This is a genomic window from Thauera sp. GDN1, from assembly GCF_029223545.1.
Lineage (GTDB): Bacteria > Pseudomonadota > Gammaproteobacteria > Burkholderiales > Rhodocyclaceae > Thauera.
On record NZ_CP097870.1, the window covers coordinates 2540240 to 2560691 of the forward strand.

Annotated in this window: 11 protein-coding genes; 7 read left to right on the top strand and 4 right to left on the bottom strand. The window is 66.7% G+C overall.

The features are described 5' to 3' along the window. Positions 1-2: 2 nt before the first annotated feature. Both CKCBHOJB_RS11695 and CKCBHOJB_RS11700 read right to left on the bottom strand, forming a co-directional pair. A complete protein-coding gene (locus CKCBHOJB_RS11695) occupies positions 3-644 on the bottom strand; it encodes a nuclear transport factor 2 family protein (RefSeq protein ID WP_281048846.1) in 642 nt (213 codons plus the stop codon). Positions 645-655: 11 nt separating this feature from the next. Beyond that, entirely contained in the window at positions 656-1390 is a 735-nt protein-coding gene (locus CKCBHOJB_RS11700; protein ID WP_281048847.1) for an SDR family NAD(P)-dependent oxidoreductase, read from the bottom strand. Positions 1391-1645: 255 nt separating this feature from the next. On the opposite strand from CKCBHOJB_RS11700, the gene CKCBHOJB_RS11705 reads away from it, so the two are divergent. From CKCBHOJB_RS11705 to CKCBHOJB_RS11735, 7 genes are all read left to right on the top strand, one after another. Beyond that, positions 1646-2989 (top strand): MFS transporter, encoded by a 1344-nt coding sequence (locus tag CKCBHOJB_RS11705; RefSeq protein ID WP_281048848.1) that lies wholly within the window; start codon positions 1646-1648, stop codon positions 2987-2989. 36 nt (positions 2990-3025) lie between these two features. Continuing rightward, positions 3026-3856, top strand: a complete 831-nt coding sequence (locus tag CKCBHOJB_RS11710) for an alpha/beta hydrolase (protein WP_281048849.1) — start codon at positions 3026-3028, stop codon at positions 3854-3856. Positions 3857-3864: 8 nt separating this feature from the next. Then, complete coding sequence (locus CKCBHOJB_RS11715) at positions 3865-5997, top strand: FAD-dependent oxidoreductase (protein WP_281048850.1); 2133 nt, start codon at positions 3865-3867, stop codon at positions 5995-5997. 121 nt (positions 5998-6118) lie between these two features. Beyond that, entirely contained in the window at positions 6119-6574 is a 456-nt protein-coding gene (locus CKCBHOJB_RS11720) for a nuclear transport factor 2 family protein (RefSeq protein WP_281048851.1), read from the top strand. Between the two features lie 256 nt (positions 6575-6830). Next, on the top strand, positions 6831-8180 hold the full coding sequence (gene nhaA / locus CKCBHOJB_RS11725) for a Na+/H+ antiporter NhaA (RefSeq protein ID WP_281048852.1): 1350 nt from the start codon (positions 6831-6833) through the stop codon (positions 8178-8180). A gap of 212 nt (positions 8181-8392) precedes the next feature. After that, positions 8393-9433, top strand: coding sequence for an IS630 family transposase (locus CKCBHOJB_RS11730; RefSeq protein ID WP_002924806.1), 1041 nt, complete (start codon positions 8393-8395; stop codon positions 9431-9433). Positions 9434-9760: 327 nt separating this feature from the next. Then, a complete protein-coding gene (locus CKCBHOJB_RS11735) occupies positions 9761-10249 on the top strand; it encodes a phasin family protein (RefSeq protein ID WP_281048853.1) in 489 nt (162 codons plus the stop codon). A 101-nt stretch (positions 10250-10350) separates the two neighbouring features. On the opposite strand, the gene CKCBHOJB_RS11740 is transcribed toward CKCBHOJB_RS11735, so the two are convergent. Both CKCBHOJB_RS11740 and CKCBHOJB_RS11745 read right to left on the bottom strand, forming a co-directional pair. After that, the gene (locus CKCBHOJB_RS11740; protein ID WP_281048854.1) at positions 10351-11052 is read right to left on the bottom strand and encodes a VIT family protein; all 702 of its coding nucleotides are present in this window, start codon (positions 11050-11052) and stop codon (positions 10351-10353) included. Positions 11053-11225: 173 nt separating this feature from the next. Further along, positions 11226-20405: a glucoamylase family protein gene (locus tag CKCBHOJB_RS11745; RefSeq protein ID WP_281048855.1), complete on the bottom strand. Its 9180-nt coding sequence runs from the start codon at positions 20403-20405 to the stop codon at positions 11226-11228. Between the last annotated feature and the right edge of the window lie 47 nt (positions 20406-20452).

Genomic DNA, 20452 nt, shown 5'->3' on the forward strand with positions numbered 1-20452 from the left:
CGTCAGCGCACGCGGATCCGGGGGTCGGGAGCGCCACGCCGCAGCGTGACGAGGAAACGGTCGATCGCGGCCGGCGCGGCGACCTCCGGCAGTTCGTTCTTTTCCGGACGCTCGGACCAGAACTCCTTCCACGACGGGAAAAGGTCGTGGAAGGTCCCCTGGTAGGGCTCGCGTCCCGGCCAGCGCATCTTGCGGTCGCCGATCGGCGGCTTGTTCAGGTCGGTCGCATACCAGTAGCACGGCAGGCGACGGCGGAAATACCAGCGCCCGTCGATGCGCTCGTAATCGTCCCAGTACAACATCTGCATGATGACCCACTCCGGACCGGTCTCGTGCTCGTTCTTCGAATACACCACGCCGAAGGCATGGTCCGGGTCGGAAAACTCGATGATGTGCTGACCGAGGTGGTGGGATGTTCCCGAGAACTGGTTGCGCAGGGTGTCGTCGACCCAGGCCTTCAGGTGCGCACGGCCGATCTTCTCGCGACCGACGCGGATGTCGGGCGCAAAGAGGTTTACATGGGCATCGAGGTCGCGCATGTCGAGCGACAGCGAATACTTGGCGGCCAGCTGGCGGATGGCGTCGATCGACTCGAGGCGGTCGATGCGGGCGAGCAGGTCGGCCTGCGGTGCGGGGATCGTCATGCCGGCCCCCCTCAGATGAACGCCATGCCGCCGTTGACGGCGAGGTTCTGCCCGGTGATGAAACCCGCATCGTCGCTGGCCAGGAAGGCGGCGACGCGCGCGATCTCCTCCGGCTCGCACATGCGGCCGAGCGGGATGGCCTTGATCATCGACTGCATCCACTCGTCGGGGATGCCGGCCATCATCGGGGTGTTGGTCGGTCCGGGGACGATGGTGTTGACGCGGATGCCGCTGGTGGCCAGCTCGCGCGCGATGCTGCGCGTCAGACCCATGACGCCGGCCTTGGAGGCGCAATAGTGGCTGGGGCCCTCGCCCGACATCGCGGCGGTGCTCGAAACGTTGATGATCGCGCCCTTGGCGCCGCACTGCTGCATCAGGCGCGCGCCCTCGCGGCAGCACAGGAAGGTGCCGGTGAGATTGACGGCGACCACGCGCATCCAGTTTTCGTCGGGGGTATCCAGGAAGGCGTCGACCGAACCGATACCGGCGCTGTTGACGACGACATCGAGACGACCGAAACGCTCGGCGACGGCGGCGAAGGCGGACCTCACCGAGGCCGGATCAGCCACGTTGCAGGCCAGCGCGAAGCCGTTCGCGCCAAAGTCGGCCACCGCCGCCGCAGCCGCATCCGCGTTGATGTCCGCAGCGACCACCTTCGCGCCACCGGCACCGAAATGCCGGACGATCGCCCGACCCATGCCCTGACCGGCGCCGGTCACGAAAACAACCTTGTCCGCAAAACCCATCTGTCGCCTCCTTGTGCTTGTCCGTTCGGGCACCGCATCCAGTGCGGACACCCGACCATATGGCGCACAGTCTTCTAGGCTTGCGACGACTGGACATCGTCCACTAAGACTAATGGCGGGTACCTTGCGCTGCGACCGATGACGCCCGTCGTCTGAATGGACGATGCCCTGCTCGCCAGCCAAACCGACGATACGCAACACTCGCAGGTGGCGAAGCACTGCCTGCATCCAGGAATATCGCCCAGGAGACAGGTTGTGAACACAAGCCAAGGCCCGCAGCGCCGAATCACCTGGCATACGCACTATGCCCTCGCGATGCTGGCGATCATCTACGTCTTCAATTACATCGATCGCCTGGTGATCTCGATCCTGATCGAGCCGATCAAGCTCGAGTTCGGCATCTCCGACACCCAGATCGGCCTGCTCTCCGGCGTCGCGTTCGCGATCTTCTACACCTTGTTCGGCCTGCCCTTCGGCCGCCTCGCCGACCGCATCGGGCGCAAGCCGGTGATCGCCCTTGCCTGCATCGCATGGAGCGCGATGACCATGCTGTGCGGCGTGGCGACCAGCTTCGCGATGCTGCTGCTGTTCCGCATCGGGGTGGCGGTGGGCGAAGCCGGCGGCACGGCGCCGTCGGTCGCGATGGTGTCCGACCTCTACCCGCCCGAGAAGCGCTCGCGTGCGCTGTCGGTGTTCCTGATGGGGCCGAGCCTCGGCGCCGTCCTCGGCCTGGGCCTGGGTGGCTGGATCGCCCAGGAGTACGGCTGGCGCACCGCCTTCATCGTGATCGGCGCCCCCGGGGTGCTGCTCGGCCTGCTGCTGTGGCTCACCGTGCGCAGCCCCGCCGTCCCGGTGCGCCCCCAGCCGAAGGCCGGCGCGCCGAAGGAGGACTGGCGGACGACGCTGCGCGAGATGCTCGCCACGCCGGCCTTCGGCCTCGTCGTGGCGGCCGGGACCCTGGCCGCGGTCATGGGCTACGCGATCGGCACCTGGAACCCGAGCTTCCTGATCCACTCGCACGGGCTGACCATGCAGCAGGCCGGCCTGCTGGTCGGACTCGGCGGCGGAATCTGCTCGACGATCGGCACACTCGTCTGCGGCAGCGTCGCCGACCGCCTGGTCGCGCGCGACCCGGGCTGGCAGCTGCTGATCCCGGTCATCGGCTGCGCGGTGAGCGTCCCGCTCGGGCTCGCCTTCTACCTGTGGCCGGCCGACGTCGCCTTCCACATCGGCTCGCTGCCGGTTCCGGAAGCCTTCCTGTTCTACCTGGCGTTCAGCTTCACCGCGATCTGGTGGTCGGTCCCCTGCTTCGGCGCCATCAGCCACCTCTTCCCGCCCAACCGCCTGGCTCAGGCGACGGCGATCTTCGTGATGTCGATGACGCTTCTCGGCGTCGGCCTGGGGCCGATCATCGTCGGCACGCTCTCCGACGTCTTCAACCCGGAACTGGGCCAGGAAGCGCTGCGCTACGCGCTGGCGGCTTCGGTCCTGCTGTACCTGGTGACCGCCGGCTGCCTGCTGGCGGCCGTCGGAAGCTATCGCCGCAAGCTGCGCGCCAACGCAGTGCCGCCGGCGGCCGCCGCAGCCGCAAGCGCCTGAACAAACGACCCGAAACCCATGCCTGGAGATGACCCGATGAACTCACCCGACCTGCCGATTCCCCTCGACCGCTTCGTCGAGCTCGACAGTGGCCTTCGCCTGCACTACCTCGACGTCGGCGAGGGGCCGGTGGTGGTGTGGCTGCACGGCAGCGGGCCGGGCGCGAGCGGCTACAGCAACTTCAAGGGCAACTACCCGGCCTTCGCCGCGGCCGGTTTCCGCAACATCGTGCTCGACCTGCCCGGCTTCGGGCGCTCGGACAAGCCCGCCGACGTGCAATACAACCTCGACTTCTTCGTCGCCTGCCTGAACGGCCTGCTGCAGAAGATCGGCGTCACCAAGTGCACCCTGCTCGGCAACTCGCTCGGCGGCGCGATCGCGCTCGGCCAGGCGCTCGCCCACCCGGACACGGTCGAGCGGCTGATCCTGATGGCACCGGGCGGCGTCGAGGAGCGCGAGACCTACTTCAGGATGGAAGGCATCGTGCGCATGGTCGAGACCTTCGCCAAGGGCCCGATGGGACCGGTCGAGATGCGCCACGTGATGAGCCTGCAGGTGTTCGATCCCTCGATGCTCGACGACACCATCATCAACGAGCGCTCCGCGATCGCCCCCTCGCAGCCGGCCAACCTGTTCTCGACCATGATGGTCCCGAACATGACCACCCGCCTGCACGAGATCAAGGCGCCGATCTTCGGCTTCTGGGGCACCGACGACAAGTTCAACCCCCATACCGGCGCGCTGAAGGTGATCGAGAACGCGCCCAACGCACGCATGATCCTGCTCAACCGCTGCGGCCATTGGGTACAGGTCGAGCACAGCGACCTCTTCAACCGCAGCTGCATCGACTTTCTGACCAAGGGGTGAGCCACGCCATGGGATCCTTCGAAAACCTGCTGCAGCCCGGCCGCATCGGCAAGATGGAAGTGCGCAACCGCATCGTGATGGCGCCGATGGGGTCGAACTTCGCCGAAGCCGACGGCACCTGCGGCGAGCGCATCCAGGCCTATTACGAAGCGCGCGCCGCGGGCGGCGCCGGCCTGCTGACTATGGGCGTGGTCGCCATCGCCTATCCGCACGGCACCGCCGAGCCCTACCAGGTGGGCCTCTCGGACGACAGGTTCATCCCCGGCCTGAAGGGCATCGTCGACCGCGTGCATAAGCACGGCGCGAAGATCGCCGCGCAGCTGCAGCACGCCGGCAAGAACTCGGTGCGCGACCTCGCCGAGGGCCGCGAGCTGTGGGTGCCGTCCATGCCGCCGGCGGTGAAGACCGACATGTTCGCCGCGCTGACGCAGGAGGAGCTCGGCGCCTTCATCAGCTCGTCGAAGGGCCGCGAGAAGGCCGGCGTGAAGATCCGCGTGATGGAGAAGGCCGACATCGCGCAGATGATCGAATGGTTCGCCGCCGCGGCCGAGCGCGCCCAGCGCGCCGGCTTCGATGGCGTCGAACTGCACGCCGCACACAACTACATCATTGCCGGCTTCCTGTCGGGCTACTACAACAGGCGCGATGACGAATACGGCGGCTCGATCGAGAACCGTGGCCGCTTCATGCGCGAGGTGATCGCCGCCGTGCGCGCGCGCGTCGGCGCCGACTACCCGGTGTGGCTGCGCCTGGACGCCTATGAGCTGCGCACCGAGGGCGGCATCACGCTGGAAGAGGCGAAGGTCTTCGCGCGCATGGCCGCCGACGCCGGCTGCGACGCGGTGAGCGTCTCGGCCTATGCCAACACCAGCACCGGCGTGGCCTTCACCGAAGCGCCGCTGGTGCAGCAGAAAGCCGGTTTCCTGCAATGGGCGGCCGAGATCAAGGAGGCGGTGAAGATCCCGGTGATCGCCGTCGGCCGCCTCGAGCCCGAGGTCGCCGACAACGCCATCGCCGCCGGCCAGTGCGATTTTGTCGGCATGGCGCGCAAGATGCTGGCCGACCCTGAACTCCCGAACAAGCTCATCGAGAACCGCCCCGAAGACATCCGGCCCTGCATCTACTGCTACGCCTGTGTCAGCCAGATCTTCATCAACCAGCGCGTCAAGTGCGCAGTGAATCCGATGACCGGCCACGAGGCCGAGATCCGCCTCGTGCCGGCGGAAAAGCCCGGCCACGTGCTGGTCGTCGGCGGCGGCCCGGCGGGCATGGAGGCCGCGCGCGCCGCCGCGCTGCGCGGTCACAAGGTCACCCTGGTCGAACGCAGCAGCCGGCTGGGCGGCACGCTGTTCTTCGCCGCGCTGGCCTACGCCGAGAACGGCGCCCTGCTCGACTACCTGACCACGCAGATGAAGAAGCTGCACGTCGATGTCCGCCTGAACACCGTCGCCACGCCGGAACTCATCCGCCAGCTCGGTGCCACTTCGGTGATCGTCGCCACTGGCGCCGAGCGCAACGCACCGCCCATTCCCGGCGCCGAGATGGACCACGTGTGGTCGGGCGACGAGCTGCGCCGCCTGATGACCGACGACCGGGCGGACGAGATCGCCAGGCGCAAGCTGTCGCTCACCCAGCGCGCTCTGATGAAAGCCGGCAGCCTGGTCGGCGTCACCGACAGCACCGACGCCATCCAGAACCTGTCGCGGGTGTGGATGCCGCTGGGCAAGAAGGTCGCGATCATCGGCGGCGGGCTGGTCGGCGTCGAGCTCGCCGAGTTCCTGGTCGACCGCGGCCGCGAAGTCGTCGTGCTGGAAGAAGGCCCCCGCCTGGGCCGCGAGCTCTCGATCGTGCGCCGCTGGCGCGTCCTCGACACCCTGCGCGAGCACGGCGTGGCGCTGCACACCAAGGTGAAGATCGCCTCGATCGACAAGAAGGCGGTGCGCTATGCCGACGCCGAGGGCGTCCAGCACACGCTGGCGGCCGATTCGGTGGTGCTCGCCGTCGGCGCCCGCCCGGACGACAGCCTGGCGCGCTCGCTGGAAGCGGCCGGCGTGCCGGTCAGTTCGGTGGGCGACGGCGCGCAGATCGGCTACATCGAAGGCGCCGTCAAGTCGGGCATGCTCGCCGGCCTCAGCGCCTGATCGCCTGCGCGCAGCTTCGGATCCTCCCTCCTCCGGGTGTGCGGCGCTCATTGCCGCCACCCGGTTTTTTTTTCATCTTCCGCCCCCGCACGCGCGCCGGGCGGGGCAAACGGAGCGCACGATGGACAATTCCGCCACCGCGATCTGCAACCTCCTCTACCGCTACGCGGAAGCGATCGACGAAGGCCGCCTGGAAGACGCAGCCGCCCTCTTCCGCCATGCCCGCATCGAGACCGGTGCCGCCGGCCCGCTCGACGCCGACGGCCTGCTCGCCCTGTGGCGCAAGATCCTGGTGATCCACCCCTGCGGCACGCCGCGCACACGTCACCTGGTCACCAACCCCATCCTCGACATCGACGAGGCCGCCGGCACGGCCACGAGCCGCTCATGCTTCACGGTGATGCAGGCCACCGACGACCTGCCACTGCAGATCATCGCCAGCGGCCGCTACCAGGACCGCTTCGCGCGCATCGACGGCGAATGGTGCTTCGTCGCGCGCGACTACCGTAAGCTCGACTTCATCGGGGATCTGAGCCGGCACCTGAACATCGCGATCAAGCCTCGGTCGCGCCCCTGAACGGCGAAGCGGCGGCGGACTGTCAATCGCCTCCGCGGCTCGACGATCGCCGCAGCAGACGGCGGGCGGGCACTGAACCGACCGATCCGTTGCCGTTTCCTCGGGAATCGCCAATAGACGACAGCTCGGCCATATGGATCAGACAGACGGCTGCAATTGACAGGCTCACCTTCGACGAGCGATAAGGAGATTCCCGAGCCGGACGATGCTCCAAACATCCGCTCTCCTCCGTTGGACGGTCATTGGAGCTCACCCTATGCATGATGAGCTGCAGCCTAATGCGGATCTCGATCGGCTGCCGAGGGAGTCTATCCATCGGCTGACCGAGCCGTTCGCACGCTTCCTGCGCATCGAGTCAGCTGGCGGCGCCATACTTCTGGCGTGCACCGTCGCCGCGCTTGTCCTGTCCAACTCACCGTGGGCCCATGATTTCCTGGCAGTCTGGGAGACCCCGGTGGGCCTCCGGGTCGGCTCGCTGGAATTCGCGCGCGCGCTCAAGGAGTGGATCAACGACGGATTGATGACGCTCTTCTTCTTTGTGGTCGCCGCAGAGCTCAAACGTGAGTTGGTCCTGGGCGAGCTGCGTTCCCCTCGCATGGCCGCGTTGGCCATTTCCGCCGCTCTGGGCGGCATGGTGGTTCCTGCTGGCCTGTATCTCGTGCTGCAGTGGGGTTTGCCAGGTGAGGGGGGATGGGGCACCGTCATGGCGACCGATACCGCCTTTGTAATAGGGTGCCTCGCCCTAATGGGAACGCGCCTTCCGCACAGCCTGCGCATCTTCATGCTATCTACGGCGATCGTGGACGACATCGGCGCCATCATGGTGGTAGCGATCGGTTACAGCAGTCACATCGCCTGGGACGCCCTCGCTTTCGGGGCGCTCGGCATCGGGGGCGTGGGGGTCATGGCGCAGGTCGGAATTCGAAGCATTCTGGCCTTTCTCCTGGTGGGCTGTTTCGTTTGGCTGGCCATCGATGCCTCCGGCATTCATACGACGATCACCGGGGTAATACTGGGGTTAATGACGCCTGCTCGCCGATGGGTCAGCGATCGGCGCCTATACGCCATACTGGGCCGAGTCATCGCCCATCCATCGGGAGCAGAAGGAAGCGGGGACACAAAGGACCGCCATACCTTGCACGCGGCGGAGTTGGCCGCCCGTGAGTCCCTCTCCCCGGCCGAACGGGTTCAAAAGGCTCTGCACCCTTGGGTCGGCTTCATTGTGATGCCGCTGTTTGCGCTCGCTAACGCGGGTGTGCCCCTGTCGATGGGTGACCTCGGCAGTTCCGTCACTTTCGCGATAGTCATCGCCTTCACCCTCGGCAAACCCATCGGCGTGCTTTCGTTCAGCTGGCTCGCTGTGCGGCTAGGTGTCGCAATACGCCCTCCAGGACTGAGTTGGGCGTTGCTGGCGGGGGGTAGCTTGCTCGCCGGAATTGGCTTCACGATGGCGCTGTTCATTGCCAATTTGGCTTTCGATAAGACCCTCATTGACCAAGCAAAAATTGGAATTTTGCTGGCATCGGTTCTGTCCGCAGCGGGGGGGCTCACCTTGTTGACGTGGGTGGGCAGCGGGCGGCGGCTTCACGAAGTGGATCCCGACTGAGGACGCCGGTAGCTTCCAGGACATCGCGCTTTGGGACCGGCTTGGCCCCCACAGACTGCACCGCGTCTTCGTGCGCAATAGGGGCATGCCTACGCAGGTCAAACTGCAGCGCGTGTTCCCGGTCCTCGACGCAGCAGCGAAAAGGTCGTTCGAACGCCCGCGTTGCGACCCTATTAACCCGGCAATCAAATAGGTTTTGATATAATTCGGGCATGGAAAAGATCGATGCCCGCAAGCTTCCGCCCGAAGCCCTGGAACACATTCGTCGCCAAGCATTTGTACTGCGCAAGCAAGGCTACACATGGACGCACATTGCTGAAGTGTGTGGGGTTCATGTTGGGACCGTTCTGAAATGGGCGCGGCGCGCCCAAGCTGACGACCTCGACGCCGTCATCAAGGGCGGGCAACGTGGTCGGCGCCATGGCTCGGGACGAACTCTGACGCTGGTTCAAGAGGAGCAGCTGCGCTTGAAGATCATCGGCTCGAATCCCGCCCAGCTTCAGCTTGAGTTTGCGCTGTGGAATCGTCGCGCAGTGATGCTCGCCATCAAGCAGCTCTTTGGCATCGACATGCCCATTCGCACCGTCGGTGAGTACCTTCGGCGGTGGGGTTTCACGCCGCAGCGGCCGGTCAAGCGTGCGCTTGAGCAGGATCCGGCCCGGCTCAAGGCGTGGCTTGAGGACGAGTATCCGAAGATCGTTGCGCGCGCCAAGACTGAGGATGCCGAGATCTACTGGGGTGACGAGACCGCCATTCGCCAGGACTCGCACTGGGTGCGCGGCTACTCGATGGCGGGGCTGACGCCTGAGCTTCGACTGCCGGCCGGTCGCCACGGATCGACATCGATGATCTCGGCGATCACCAACCAAGGCTTGGTGCGCTTCTCGTTCTTCGAGGGCGCCATCGATGCCGAGCGCTTCATCGTGTTCTTGAAGGACCTGATTCAGGATGCGCAGCGTAAGGTGTTCCTGATCGTCGACAATTTGCGCGTGCACCGCGCCAACCGTGTCCGCGAGTGGGCTGCCGAAAACACCGAGAAGATCGAGCTGTTTTACCTGCCGCCGTATGCGCCGGAACTCAACCCCGACGAGTATCTGAACCGGGATCTGAAAACGTCGATACGCTCCGGGCCGATTGCCAGGACCGCCGCCGCACTTCTCGAGAAGGCGCGTACGTGCATGGAACGCATCGCTGCGATGCCGGATCGTGTGCGGTCGTATTTCAGCCATGAGTACGTTCGCTACGCTCAGTAATTTAGCTATTTGATTGCCGGGTTAATAGTTCCAAAGCGGAAAGCGGCGCAGCATTCGTAGACATTGATGACCTCGCCCGAAGACTCCTTCAACCTCCGAATGTCACCGACACTCGGATATAGCTTCAACACTCACTATAGGCCTGCATTCGCACCCGTCAGCGATCGCTTGAAAGAAATGCAAATATGTCTTGACTCTCAACAGGATGGGGCCACACTGGGGTTGCGTACTGCGGCGCACAATACAAGCCGGAAGACGAGGAGCGAAAACCCATACGCTGCTCCGCACCAGGCCAATTCACGCAGATATTCCCAAAAGGAAGACTCAATGCAATCGATCACCACTGAACAAGCGCGCAAGGTCGAGGCCTACACCAATACGGTCGGAGCGCTGTCGGAAATTGCCTTTTCCAACCTTGAGCGCCTGACCGCGTTGAACCAAGAGTTAGCCCGTGCCGCCCTTCACGAGTGCTTAGCAGCCTCCAACGATCTGCTGGCGGTCCGCAACATGAATGCGCTGCCGAAAATGCAGCACTCCGCGACGAATCCGGCCTTGGCGCAGTTTGCGGACTACATATACGGCGTTCAGAACATTGCGACCGAGTCGCAAAAACGGATAGGCAATGTGCTGAACGCCTATTTCGGAACGCTGGGCATGAGTTCAACCGCAGATGCAAACATCCAAGCCGGGTTCGACTTCCTGTCGAAACTCGCCGGACAGACAAGGGAAATGGTGGCTGCGAATGTCGAGGCAACGCGTGACGCAGGAAACAAGATCGCTACCGCCGTAACACCGTCCCCGAAGAAGGCAGCCTAACCCCCGCTGTTTCCCGAACCACAACACAAAGCCCCGCTGGTCGGGGTTTTTTCACGACAACACCGGCTCAACGCTCAGTCCACGAGGCGATTGCAAACGGGTCAGACGACAGTGCCGAACAGGGCACCGACCCCCGCAGTCATACCCATCGCCAGAGCCCCCCAGAAGCTCACCCGCCACGCTCCCGCCATCACCCCGGCGCCGCCGACGCGTGCCGCAGCTCCGCCCAAGGCGGCGAGAAAGACGAGCGATGTCCCCGCAACCCAGGGGATCAGACCCTGCGCAGGGGCCATCAGGCTCACGCCCAGCGGAAGCCCCGCCCCGAGCGCAAAGCTGGCAGCAGAGGCCAGAGCGGCCAGGACCGGGCGCGCCCCGAGCGTGTCGGTAACGCCGAGTTCGTCGCGCGCATGCGCGCCGAGCGCATCATGGGCCATCAGTTGCGCGGCAACCTGTTGCGCCAGGTCTGGATGAAGTCCCCGCGAAACATAAATCGACGCCAACTCCTGACGCTCTGCTGCCGGATCGGCCTCAAGTTCGGCACGTTCTCGCGCCAAATCGGCCTTCTCGGTGTCTGCTTGCGAATGCACGGACACGTACTCACCCGCGGCCATCGACATTGCGCCCGCCACGAGCCCGGCAACCCCCGCCACAAGGACACTCTCCCGGCTCGGCCCGGCCGCAGCAACGCCGACCAGCAGGCTGGCAGTGGAAACGATGCCATCATTGGCCCCAAGCACGCTCGCCCGCAGCCAGCCGATGCGATCGGTGCGATGTCGTTCAAGGTGTCGGGCAGTTGATTTCATGGGTGAAGTATTCGCAAAGTGGGCTTGGTCAGTCCTTCGGGAAATGCTTCATTGTGCGTGCAGACGCCCATCGTCATGAGACCATCGTCATTACCCTGCTGCGATGGATAGACCCGCTCTCACACCGTAGGCATGGTGGGCGAAACAATGGATCGTGTAGAAGCAGCCGCAAGTCATGCCATGCGCCCAGGCTGCGCCCCTCCCGCATCGGCGCTCCGATGCGGGCCGATGCAGGGGGCCACGACAGGGCAAGACTGGAGCACGACCCGGCCATCTGACACCGCTGGTGCCGCCTTGCGCCACAAATCCATCTCGACCCGATGCTCGCGCTGGTCGTCGGCCAGCGTGATCATGCTCTCAGGCAGTTCCACCCCATCGAGTTTCAAGCGCTGACGACCGCCCGCCAGATCGCCGCAGGCGGGGTGCTGCACGATGAGGATGTGATACACGGTGTGCCGATAACGGTAGTGGAGCCCGACCTTCGGCCACTCGCCCGGCAGGTTCGGTACGAGCCATAGGCGATCGCCTTCCACACGCAGCCCCAGTAGCGACTCCACCATCAGCCGGTACATCCAGCCGGCAGAACCGGTGTACCAAGTCCAGCCGCCACGCCCGGTATGCGGAGCGCGCGCATAGACGTCGGCAGCCACGACATAGGGCTCGGCCTTGTATCGGTCGATTGCCTGCGTCGAGTGCGCATGGCTCAACGGGTTGATCATTCGTAGCAGCTCCCATGCCCGCTCGCCCTCGCCGAGGGTGGCAAACGCCATTGCGGCCCAGATTGCACCGTGGGTGTATTGACCACCGTTTTCCCGCACCCCCGGCACGTAGCCACGGATGTACCCCGGATCAAGGCTCGAGGTGTCGAACGGAGGTTCGAGCAGTTGGATGAGGTTGTCCTCCCGCCGCACGAGGTGTTCATCGAGGGACTGCATGGCCCGCCGCGAACGTGCCTCGTCGGCCACGCCGGACAGCACCGACCAGCTCTGCGAGATGGAATCGATGCGGCACTCCGCACCCTGCGCCGAGCCCAGCACCGTGCCGTCGTCAAACCAGGCGCGACGGTACCAATCGCCGTCCCAGGCGTGGTGTTCGATGCGCTGGCGAAGCGCGGCCGCCTCGCTGCGGCACAAGTCGGCAAAAACGCGGTCGTCCCGAAGATCGGCAAGCTTGGTGAAGCGAAGCAGAACCTCGCAGAGGAAAAATCCCAACCACACACTCTCCCCCCGCCCCTGGATGCCGACGAGATTCATCCCGTCATTCCAGTCGCCCGAACCCATCAAGGGCAGACCGTGCTCGCCGAAGCGCAATGCGCGGCGGATGGCGCGCACGCAGTGCTCGTAAAGGCTGGCGTCCTCGCTTGAACGGCCGGGCAGGTCATAGTACGAATCCTCCTCGGGCCGGACCAGCCGCCCCTCCAGGAAGGGCTGCTGTACGTCGAGCACGCCGGTATCACCGCTGACGCTGACGTAGCGGCACACTGCCAGCGGTAGCCAAAGGTAGTCGTCCGAACACCTTGTGCGCACGCCGCGGCCAGCGGGCGGATGCCACCAGTGCTGCACGTCGCCCTCCGGGAACTGGCGGCTCGCGCATAACAGCAAGTGCGCGCGCACTCGCGCCGGTTCCGCGTGGACCAGCGCCATCGCGTCCTGCAACTGGTCGCGGAAACCAAAGGCACCGCCCGACTGGTAATAGCCGCTCCGTGCCCACATCCGGCACGCCAGGGTCTGGTAGATCAACCAGCCATTGGCGAGCACGTCGAACGCGGGGTCGGGGGTCTCGACCTGCACCGCGCCGAGGGTGTGGTTCCATTGCTCCCGCACCGCCTCGAGCGCCACTCGCGCGGCGTCGGCGCCGCGGAAGCGACGCACGAGCGCCCTGGCCTCTTGGCTGTTGCGGCCGACACCCAGGCGGAACACGATTTCGCGCGTCTGCCCGGCAGGGAGCTCGACCGCAACCTGCATGGCCCCGCAAGGGTCCAGCCCCGCCCCCACCGTGCCCGACAGGTGCGTCCGTCCCAGCGCTGCAGGATAGCGCAGGCTGCGGTTGCGACCGATCAACTCGTCGCGGTCGCCGCTTACGCTGCGTGCCGGATCATCGACGTCGAGGAAGGCCACCCGCTCGGCAAATTCGGCGTTGAAGGGGTTACGCGCGAGCAAGGCCCCGCTGTCGGCGTCGAGCGCGGTACTGACATGCATGGCCGACTTCTGCCGCAGATCTCCCAGCACCCACTCCACATAGGCCGTCGCACACAATCTTCGCGTCCGTGCCGACGTATTGTGCAGCTTCAGGACCGAGAATTTGATTGCGGCATCGGGGGCGACATACACCCACAGCTCGGAGACGATGCCAAACGCGCAGGTTTCGAACACGCTGTAGCCGAAGCCGTGGCGGACAACGTAACTGGCTTCGGCCCGCAGCGGCTGCGGCGTCGGCGACCATGCAACGCCACTGTCGTCATCGCGCAGATAGAGCGCCTCGCCCCCCGCATCGCTGACCGGGTCGTTGTCCCAAGGCGTGAGGCGAAACTCGTGCGCATTCTCGCCCCAGGTGTAGGCCGCCCCGCTCTCCGACACCACGCTGCCGAAGGCGGCATTGGCCAGCACATTCACCCACGGCGCGGGCGTGACCTGCCCGGGCGCGAGCGTGATCACGTACTCGCGCCCATCGGCGCTGAAACCGCCAAGCCCATTACCCAGGATCAGATCGGTGCGCGGCGAAGCACCACCGCTCTTGCTGGCGGCGACGTCGAACGCGCCGCTCTGCCTGGGCTGGAAGGCCATCTCGCGCACTCGGGCCGACGCAGGTCGGTCGAGCTGTTCGGCAAGCGTGCCGCGTGCATCCGAGAGCACCACCCGCGCCACCGACTGCAGCAAAACGCGGTCTTCGGTGGCGATCTGCTCGGCCATGCGCACGAAGATGCCGCCGGGGCGGTCGATCACGCTCGCGCCCACGCCCGAGGCGATCAAACCCATGATCTCGTCCTGCAGGCGCTGGCGGTAGCCGGCGTGCTCCTCGTTCCAGATCACCAGATCCACCGCCAGCCCCTTCAGCCGCCAATAGGCATGGGCCTGCACCAGTTGGCGGACGAGATCGATGTTGGCGGCGTCGGCGATCTGCAGCAGCACGATCGGCAGATCGCCCGAGATCGCGTAGCCCCACAGCCCGGACTGGCCGCGATGGTTGCGCACCAGCACGCTCGCATCGGCCCGCCGCGCCGCGTTGGCGTAGAGCACCGCGCTCGCCAGGCGGGCGTGCAGCTGGGCGTCGGCGTCGCTCAGGTCGAGCTGGCGCAGCACGACCTGGCTGTGCGTCCACGACAGCTCGAAGACGCGGTCGGCGAGGTGGCGGTCCTGGTACTTGTCGATCAGGCACTCCGCCACCTCGCGGCGCTCGGCGATGCCGGTGACGATGTCGATCACGGCCGTCTGGTCGGGCTCGAGCGTGACGGTGCAGCGGATGGCCACGATAGGGTCGAGCACCGAGCCCTCGCTGTCGGACAGCGGCCCCGCGGCGCGCATCGCCAGCGGATCCGCGGTGCTGGCGTTGCGGCCAAGGAAACGCGCACGATCGGTCTCGTACGACACCGTACCCGGCCCGACTTCGGAGCCAGGCTCGGACGCCACGCCGGACGCCTGCGGGCGCACCACCATCAGGTGGAACATCCACGGCGCCTGCTCGTCGCGCGAGCGCGGCCGGCGGGTGCACAGGATGGCCTGGCGGGCGCGCACGATCTCGGTCTGCACGAACAGGTTGCTGAACGCCGGATGCAGGGCATCCGTGGCCGGTGGCGCGATCACCACCTCGGCGTAGCTGGTGAGCTCGATCTGCCGGCGCTCGCCCGAGCGATTGGTCAGGCGCACCCGGCGCAGCTCGATGTCGTCCTCCGGCGAGACGACGATCTCGGTGTAGGTCTCGATCTCGTTCGGCCTGCCGCCGTCCGCTCTGCCACCATCCACCCTGCCGCCACCGAGCACGTCGTGGCGGCGAAACTCGGCACGGCCTTCGCAGAAGATCGCCTCGTAGACGGCCGGCGACTTGAGCGTGGGCTGGTAGGTGGTCGACCACACCTGGCCGGTGCTCAGCTCGCGCAGGTAGCAGAACGCGCCGCGGTTGTCGCAGGTACCGTCTTCGCGCCAGCGCGTGACGGCAAGCTCCTTCCACCGGCTGTAGCCACCACCGGCGTTGCTGAGCATCACGTGATAGCGCCCATTGGACAGCAGCTGGAGCTCGGGCATCGGTGTATGCGGCGTATTGAAGACCCGGATCGGTGTCTCGTCGCCGGTCGCCGCTGAGTGCATCTCGGCGAGCTGGGCGGTGTGGGGAAACAGTTCGGTCGCGCGCGGAATGCGCTCCTGCAACAGCAGCAGCACCGACTGGAACTCGCGATCGGCCTCGAAGCGGCGCTGCATGGGGCGTCCCAGGACGAGCTCGGCAAGTGCGAGCAGCGTCATGCCCTGATGGTGCGCCATGAACGAGCGCACCACCACGCATTCCTGCCCGCGGCGCTGGCGCGCCGGCGTGTAGTCGATGGCTTCGAACATGCCGAAGCGGCCCATGTAGCCCGCGCCAGCCAGGCGCTGCAGGTTGGCGCACGCCTCTTCGGGCGCCACCATCAGCGCCAGCGCCGAGGCATACGGCGCAACCACCAGATCGTCGGACAGTCCGCGCTTGAGTCCCAGCCCGGGCACGCCGAAGGCGCGGTACTGGTAGTTGAGATGCACATCCACCGTGTTGTACCCCGACTCCGAGATGCCCCAGGGCACGCCGCGGTGGCGGCCATACTCGATCTGGCGCGCCACCGCGGCCCGGCAGGTCTGGTCGAGCAAGGTGCCGTCGTAGGTCGGCATCACCAGCAGCGGCATCAGGTATTCGAACATCGACCCGCTCCACGACAGCAGCACCGGCTCGCCCGCCGTGCGGGTGAGCAGGCGGCCGAGGGCGAACCAGCTCTCCTGCGGGATCTGCCCCTGGGCAATGGCGACGAAGGTGCTCAGGCGTGCCTCGGACGCCAGCAGGTCGTAATAGCTCGCGTCGACCCGCTGTTCCGTGACGTTGTAGCCAATGGTGAACAGGTGGCGGGACTGGTCATACAGGAAGCCGAACTCCATGTGCCCCAGCTCACCGGCCTGCACGGCCAGCCGGTCGATCATCGCCAGGCGCTCGCGGGCACGCGCGCCAGCGGTGGCAAGGTGGCGCTGCAGCTCGCTCAGCCAGGCGTGCTGTGCGGCTGTTGCAGCAGTGGCTGCGGACCTTGCCGCCGCCAGGCGATCGGTAATGAGCAGTGCGCAGCGCAGGTCCACGCTCGCGAGTTCCAGCAGGGTCGGAATCGGCGCATCCGGGTCGATACGGGCGAGAGGGTCGGCAAATTCGTGGGCAAACTCGTCGCCAGGCTCGCCGGCAAGCTCCGCCTCCAGCCCTGCCGGAAGTGGCGCCAGGCTCAACCAGGGGGCGAGGAAATCGACTTCATCCAGGGCCGCGCGGCACTGGCGCGCCAGCGCCTGGGGCCATTCGCCCCCGGCGCCCTCCGGCGTGCGCGCCTCCCGCAGCAGCGCGCTGTCGCCCCGAACGCGCTCGCTCTGAACGCGCTCGCCCTGCATGTTCTCGGCCCCTGCGCTCTCGCCCCCTGCGCCCTCGCCCTGTGCGGGGACGAGCGCATCCGCGAGCCCCGCCAGGGTCGCCAGACTGGCGCGCAGCGCCGCGAGGGACGCGGAGGATGCCGCGGTCGACGAACCGGCCGCAGCCGCCAGCGCCCGCGCGAACGCCGCCAGGCGATCCGGCGCAACGCCAGGCTCCGCCTCGACGATGGCGAAGGTGTCGCGCACGCCCTCGAGCAGTCGCGCGGGCACGATCGGGTCGGTGCCGAGCGCGCGCAGGCCTGCCTGCAAGGTGATGAGGTGGCCGGCGAGGTTGCCGCTGTCCACCGTGGACACGTAGAGCGGCGGCAGCGGCTGCAGCGTGCGCGTGTCGTACCAGTTGTAGAAATGGCCGCGGTGGCGCTCCAGCCCGGCCAGGGTGTGCAGGGTGTCTGCCGTGCGCTGCACGACGCCGCCGGCGGTGAGGTAGCCGAAGTCGTAGGCGGACAGGTTGGCCAGCAGTGCCATGCCGATGTTGGTGGGCGAGGTGCGGTGGGCGATCAAGCCCACGCGATATTCCTGGAAATTGTCCGGCGGCAGCCAGTGGTCCAGCGGGCCGACGAAGGTATCGAAGAAGGCCCAGGTCCGCCGCGACAACTGGCGCAGGAACCGAAGCTGCTCGAGCGAGAGTTCCATCACCGGGCGCACAAGCGGCTGACTGATCCACCACGCGATCGCGGGCGACGCGAACCACAGCAGCAGCACGGGCAGCGCCGCCCCGAGTGCGGCCGGATTGGTCAGCGCCAGCAGCGTCGCCGCGGCAGCGGCGAGCGCCGGGCCCATCCACATCGCGCGCAGCACGCTGGCGAAACCATGGGCGCCGCGCTGGGCGGAGGCACGCTCGGCCTCGCTTGAGGGGTTCCACTCCAGCAACCTGCGGTGCGACACCGCCATGCGCCACACGCTGCGCACGATCGCATCCAGGCTGAACCAGGCCTCGTGCGGCAGGCAGGCCAGCTCGAACGCCACCTGGCCACCACGGCGCGCCGCGGCGATTCTTACCGCGGTGACGTGCTGCCGCCAGGTCACCTCCTGCGGCTTGCGCACGAACTCGTGCAGCGTCGCCAGCACCGACGGCAGCAACACGATGGCAATCACCGACAGCGTCCACGTCCATGCCACGCCGGGAACGATCCAGCCCAGCACCAGCAGCAGCACCAGTGCCGCGGGGACGAGACTGCGGCGCAGGTTGTCGAACAGCTTCCAGCGCGACAAGGCAGACAGTGGGTTGGGCTCGCTACAGGGGGCCTGTGTTTGGCCACCCTCGCCTGGCGCGGGATCGGCGCACTGCACCGGCACCCGTGAGCGCAGCCATGCGACGAGCTGCCAGTCGCCGCGAATCCAGCGCTGACGGCGGCTCACATCGGTGCCATAGCGCGCCGGATAGTCCTCGTAGAGCGACACGTCGCTGAGCAGCCCGGAACGCGCATGGCAACCCTCGAGCAAGTCGTGACTGAGGATGCGATCAGGCGGAAGACGGCCGCCGAGGCAATGCTCGAACGCTTCGACGTCGTAGATGCCCTTGCCGACGAAGGAGCCTTCGCCGAACAGGTCCTGGTATACGTCCGACACCGCCCGCGTATACGGATCGATGCCGGGCTCGCCACCATTGAGGCGTGCATAGCGGGATCTGCTGGCGCCCGGCAGGCTGATCGCCACCGCGGGCTGCAGGATGCCGTAGCCGGCAATGACACGGCGCGTGACCCGATCGTGCTGCGGGCGATTGAGCGGGTGCGCCATCGCCGCCACCAGCGCCCGCCCCACATCGCGCGGCAACTGGGTGTCGGTGTCGAGGGTGATGACGAACTTCACCGCGGACAGCGCAGCGGTATCGCCGACCACGCACGCGAAGCCCGCGCCGGGAGCGGCGGGGACGCCGCGCAGCAGCGCGTTGAGCTCGGCGAGCTTGCCGCGCTTGCGCTCATGTCCCATCCACACGCCTTCCTTCGGGTTCCAGCGCCGCGGGCGATGGAAGAGGAAGAAGATGTCGCCTGCGGTGCTGGGCCGGCCATCGCCATACTTGCGATTGAGCGCCTCGATGCTGAGGCGCGCGCGCTCGACCAGCGCGGCATCCTCGGGAAGCGTCTCCTCGCGGGCATCGAGCAGGTCGGTGAGCAGACCGAAATGCAGGCTGTCGTCGCGATTGGCCAGGAAGCGGACTTCGAGCGCCTCGACCAGCTCATCGACGTTGTCCGCACTGGTGAGCATGGTCGGCACCACCACCAGCGTGCGCCACTGCGGCGGAATGCCTGCGGAAAAATCCATGCGCGGCAGCGGGTGCGGCGTCGCCAGCAGCGTGGCCAGCCAATTCACCAGGGCTGCGCCCAACCGGCTCGCGGCCAGCAGCGCAAGAGGGGCGACTGCCAGGGTCAGCAACCAGGCCCATACTCCGCCCACTGCACCGTCTTCCCCTACGCTGGCGCCCAGGGGCCAGAGCAAACCGCCGGCGATGGCTACGCTGAGCAGCGCAATGGCGCCGAGATAAAGCGCCAGCGGGCAACGCCGCGCCCGTGCCCTCAGCGCCGCGCACCAGGAGGGCCGAAACCCGACCGCACGCTCGAGCACCGGCCGGCCCTTGTCGATGAGATAGAAGCCAACGTGGCCGGCGCGAGCTGACCCGTCGCCGCCCTGCGCCGCGCGATCCCCAGCTTGCTCGCTGGCCGGGATACCGCCGCCCGCCAGCACCACGGCCTGGTGCGCCACCTCACCCTCGGTGCAGGCGCTCTTCTTCGCGATCGCCTCGACCACGTGCCGGTAGCGGTCGCGGGTCGCAAAATCCATACCCGCATACATCCCGCTTGGGTCTTCGCGCAGCGCATGCTCGACCACGCTCATGGTCTCGACGAAGGCGCGCCAGTCCAGCGCGCTCAACAGGCGCAGGCTGCCGATGCTGTTGCTGATCGACACCTGGTCGGCGGCCTGCTGCTGATTCTCCGCCTGGATCGACTGCTCGATCGTCATGCCGTGTTCGGCAAGCTGCTGCTCGATCCACGACAGCGGCAAGGCGAGCGCGGGGCCGCGATGCTGGAAGCGACGGACGAGCCCGGCGACGAAGGTGCAGCTCATGGGCGGGTTCGAGCGCGCCATGTCCGCCAGCACGAGGATGAGGTTCTTGGGGTCGGTGTCTGCCGCCTCGGTCATGCGGCCCGCCCAGGCGTCTGCCAGATCGCGCTCGGCGCAGGCATCGGCCACCCGCACGCTGGTGCGGCGCAGGCTCTCGACCAGCGCTAGACGCAGCATGATCGGAATGGCCCACAGCTCACCCAGCTTGAGGGCACTGACGGTCTGGTACGCGGCGATGAAGCGGCTCAACTCCTCGGCATCGACCCGGCCGTCGCCGTGCGACACGATTTCGAGCATGAGATCGTATACGCGCGGTTGTCCGGCCGATGGCCCACTGGCCAGGCGCGGAAGGCCGACACTGTAGCCGCGCGGCAGGTGCCGCCGCGCAGTGCGGATCTGCTCCTCGATGAGGTAAAAGTTGTCGAGCAGCCATTCTCCCGCTGGCGTGATGCGGCGATTCTCGGTGACGGCTGTGGTGAGACGCCGCGAAGCATCGACGAGTGCGCGCTCATTGGCCGCCAGCCGGATCAGGAGTTGATCTGGGCGCGGGCCCGGCGCAAGTTCATGGGCGACGGCAAGGGCCTTGCCATGCTGCGCCATCTGCTCGCTGCTGAACAGCTCCGCGCGCAATGGCGCCTCAGCATCGGCGATCACTCCCCTCCGGGTAAGCAACCCTGAAAAGACCGCAAGCCAAGCACCGT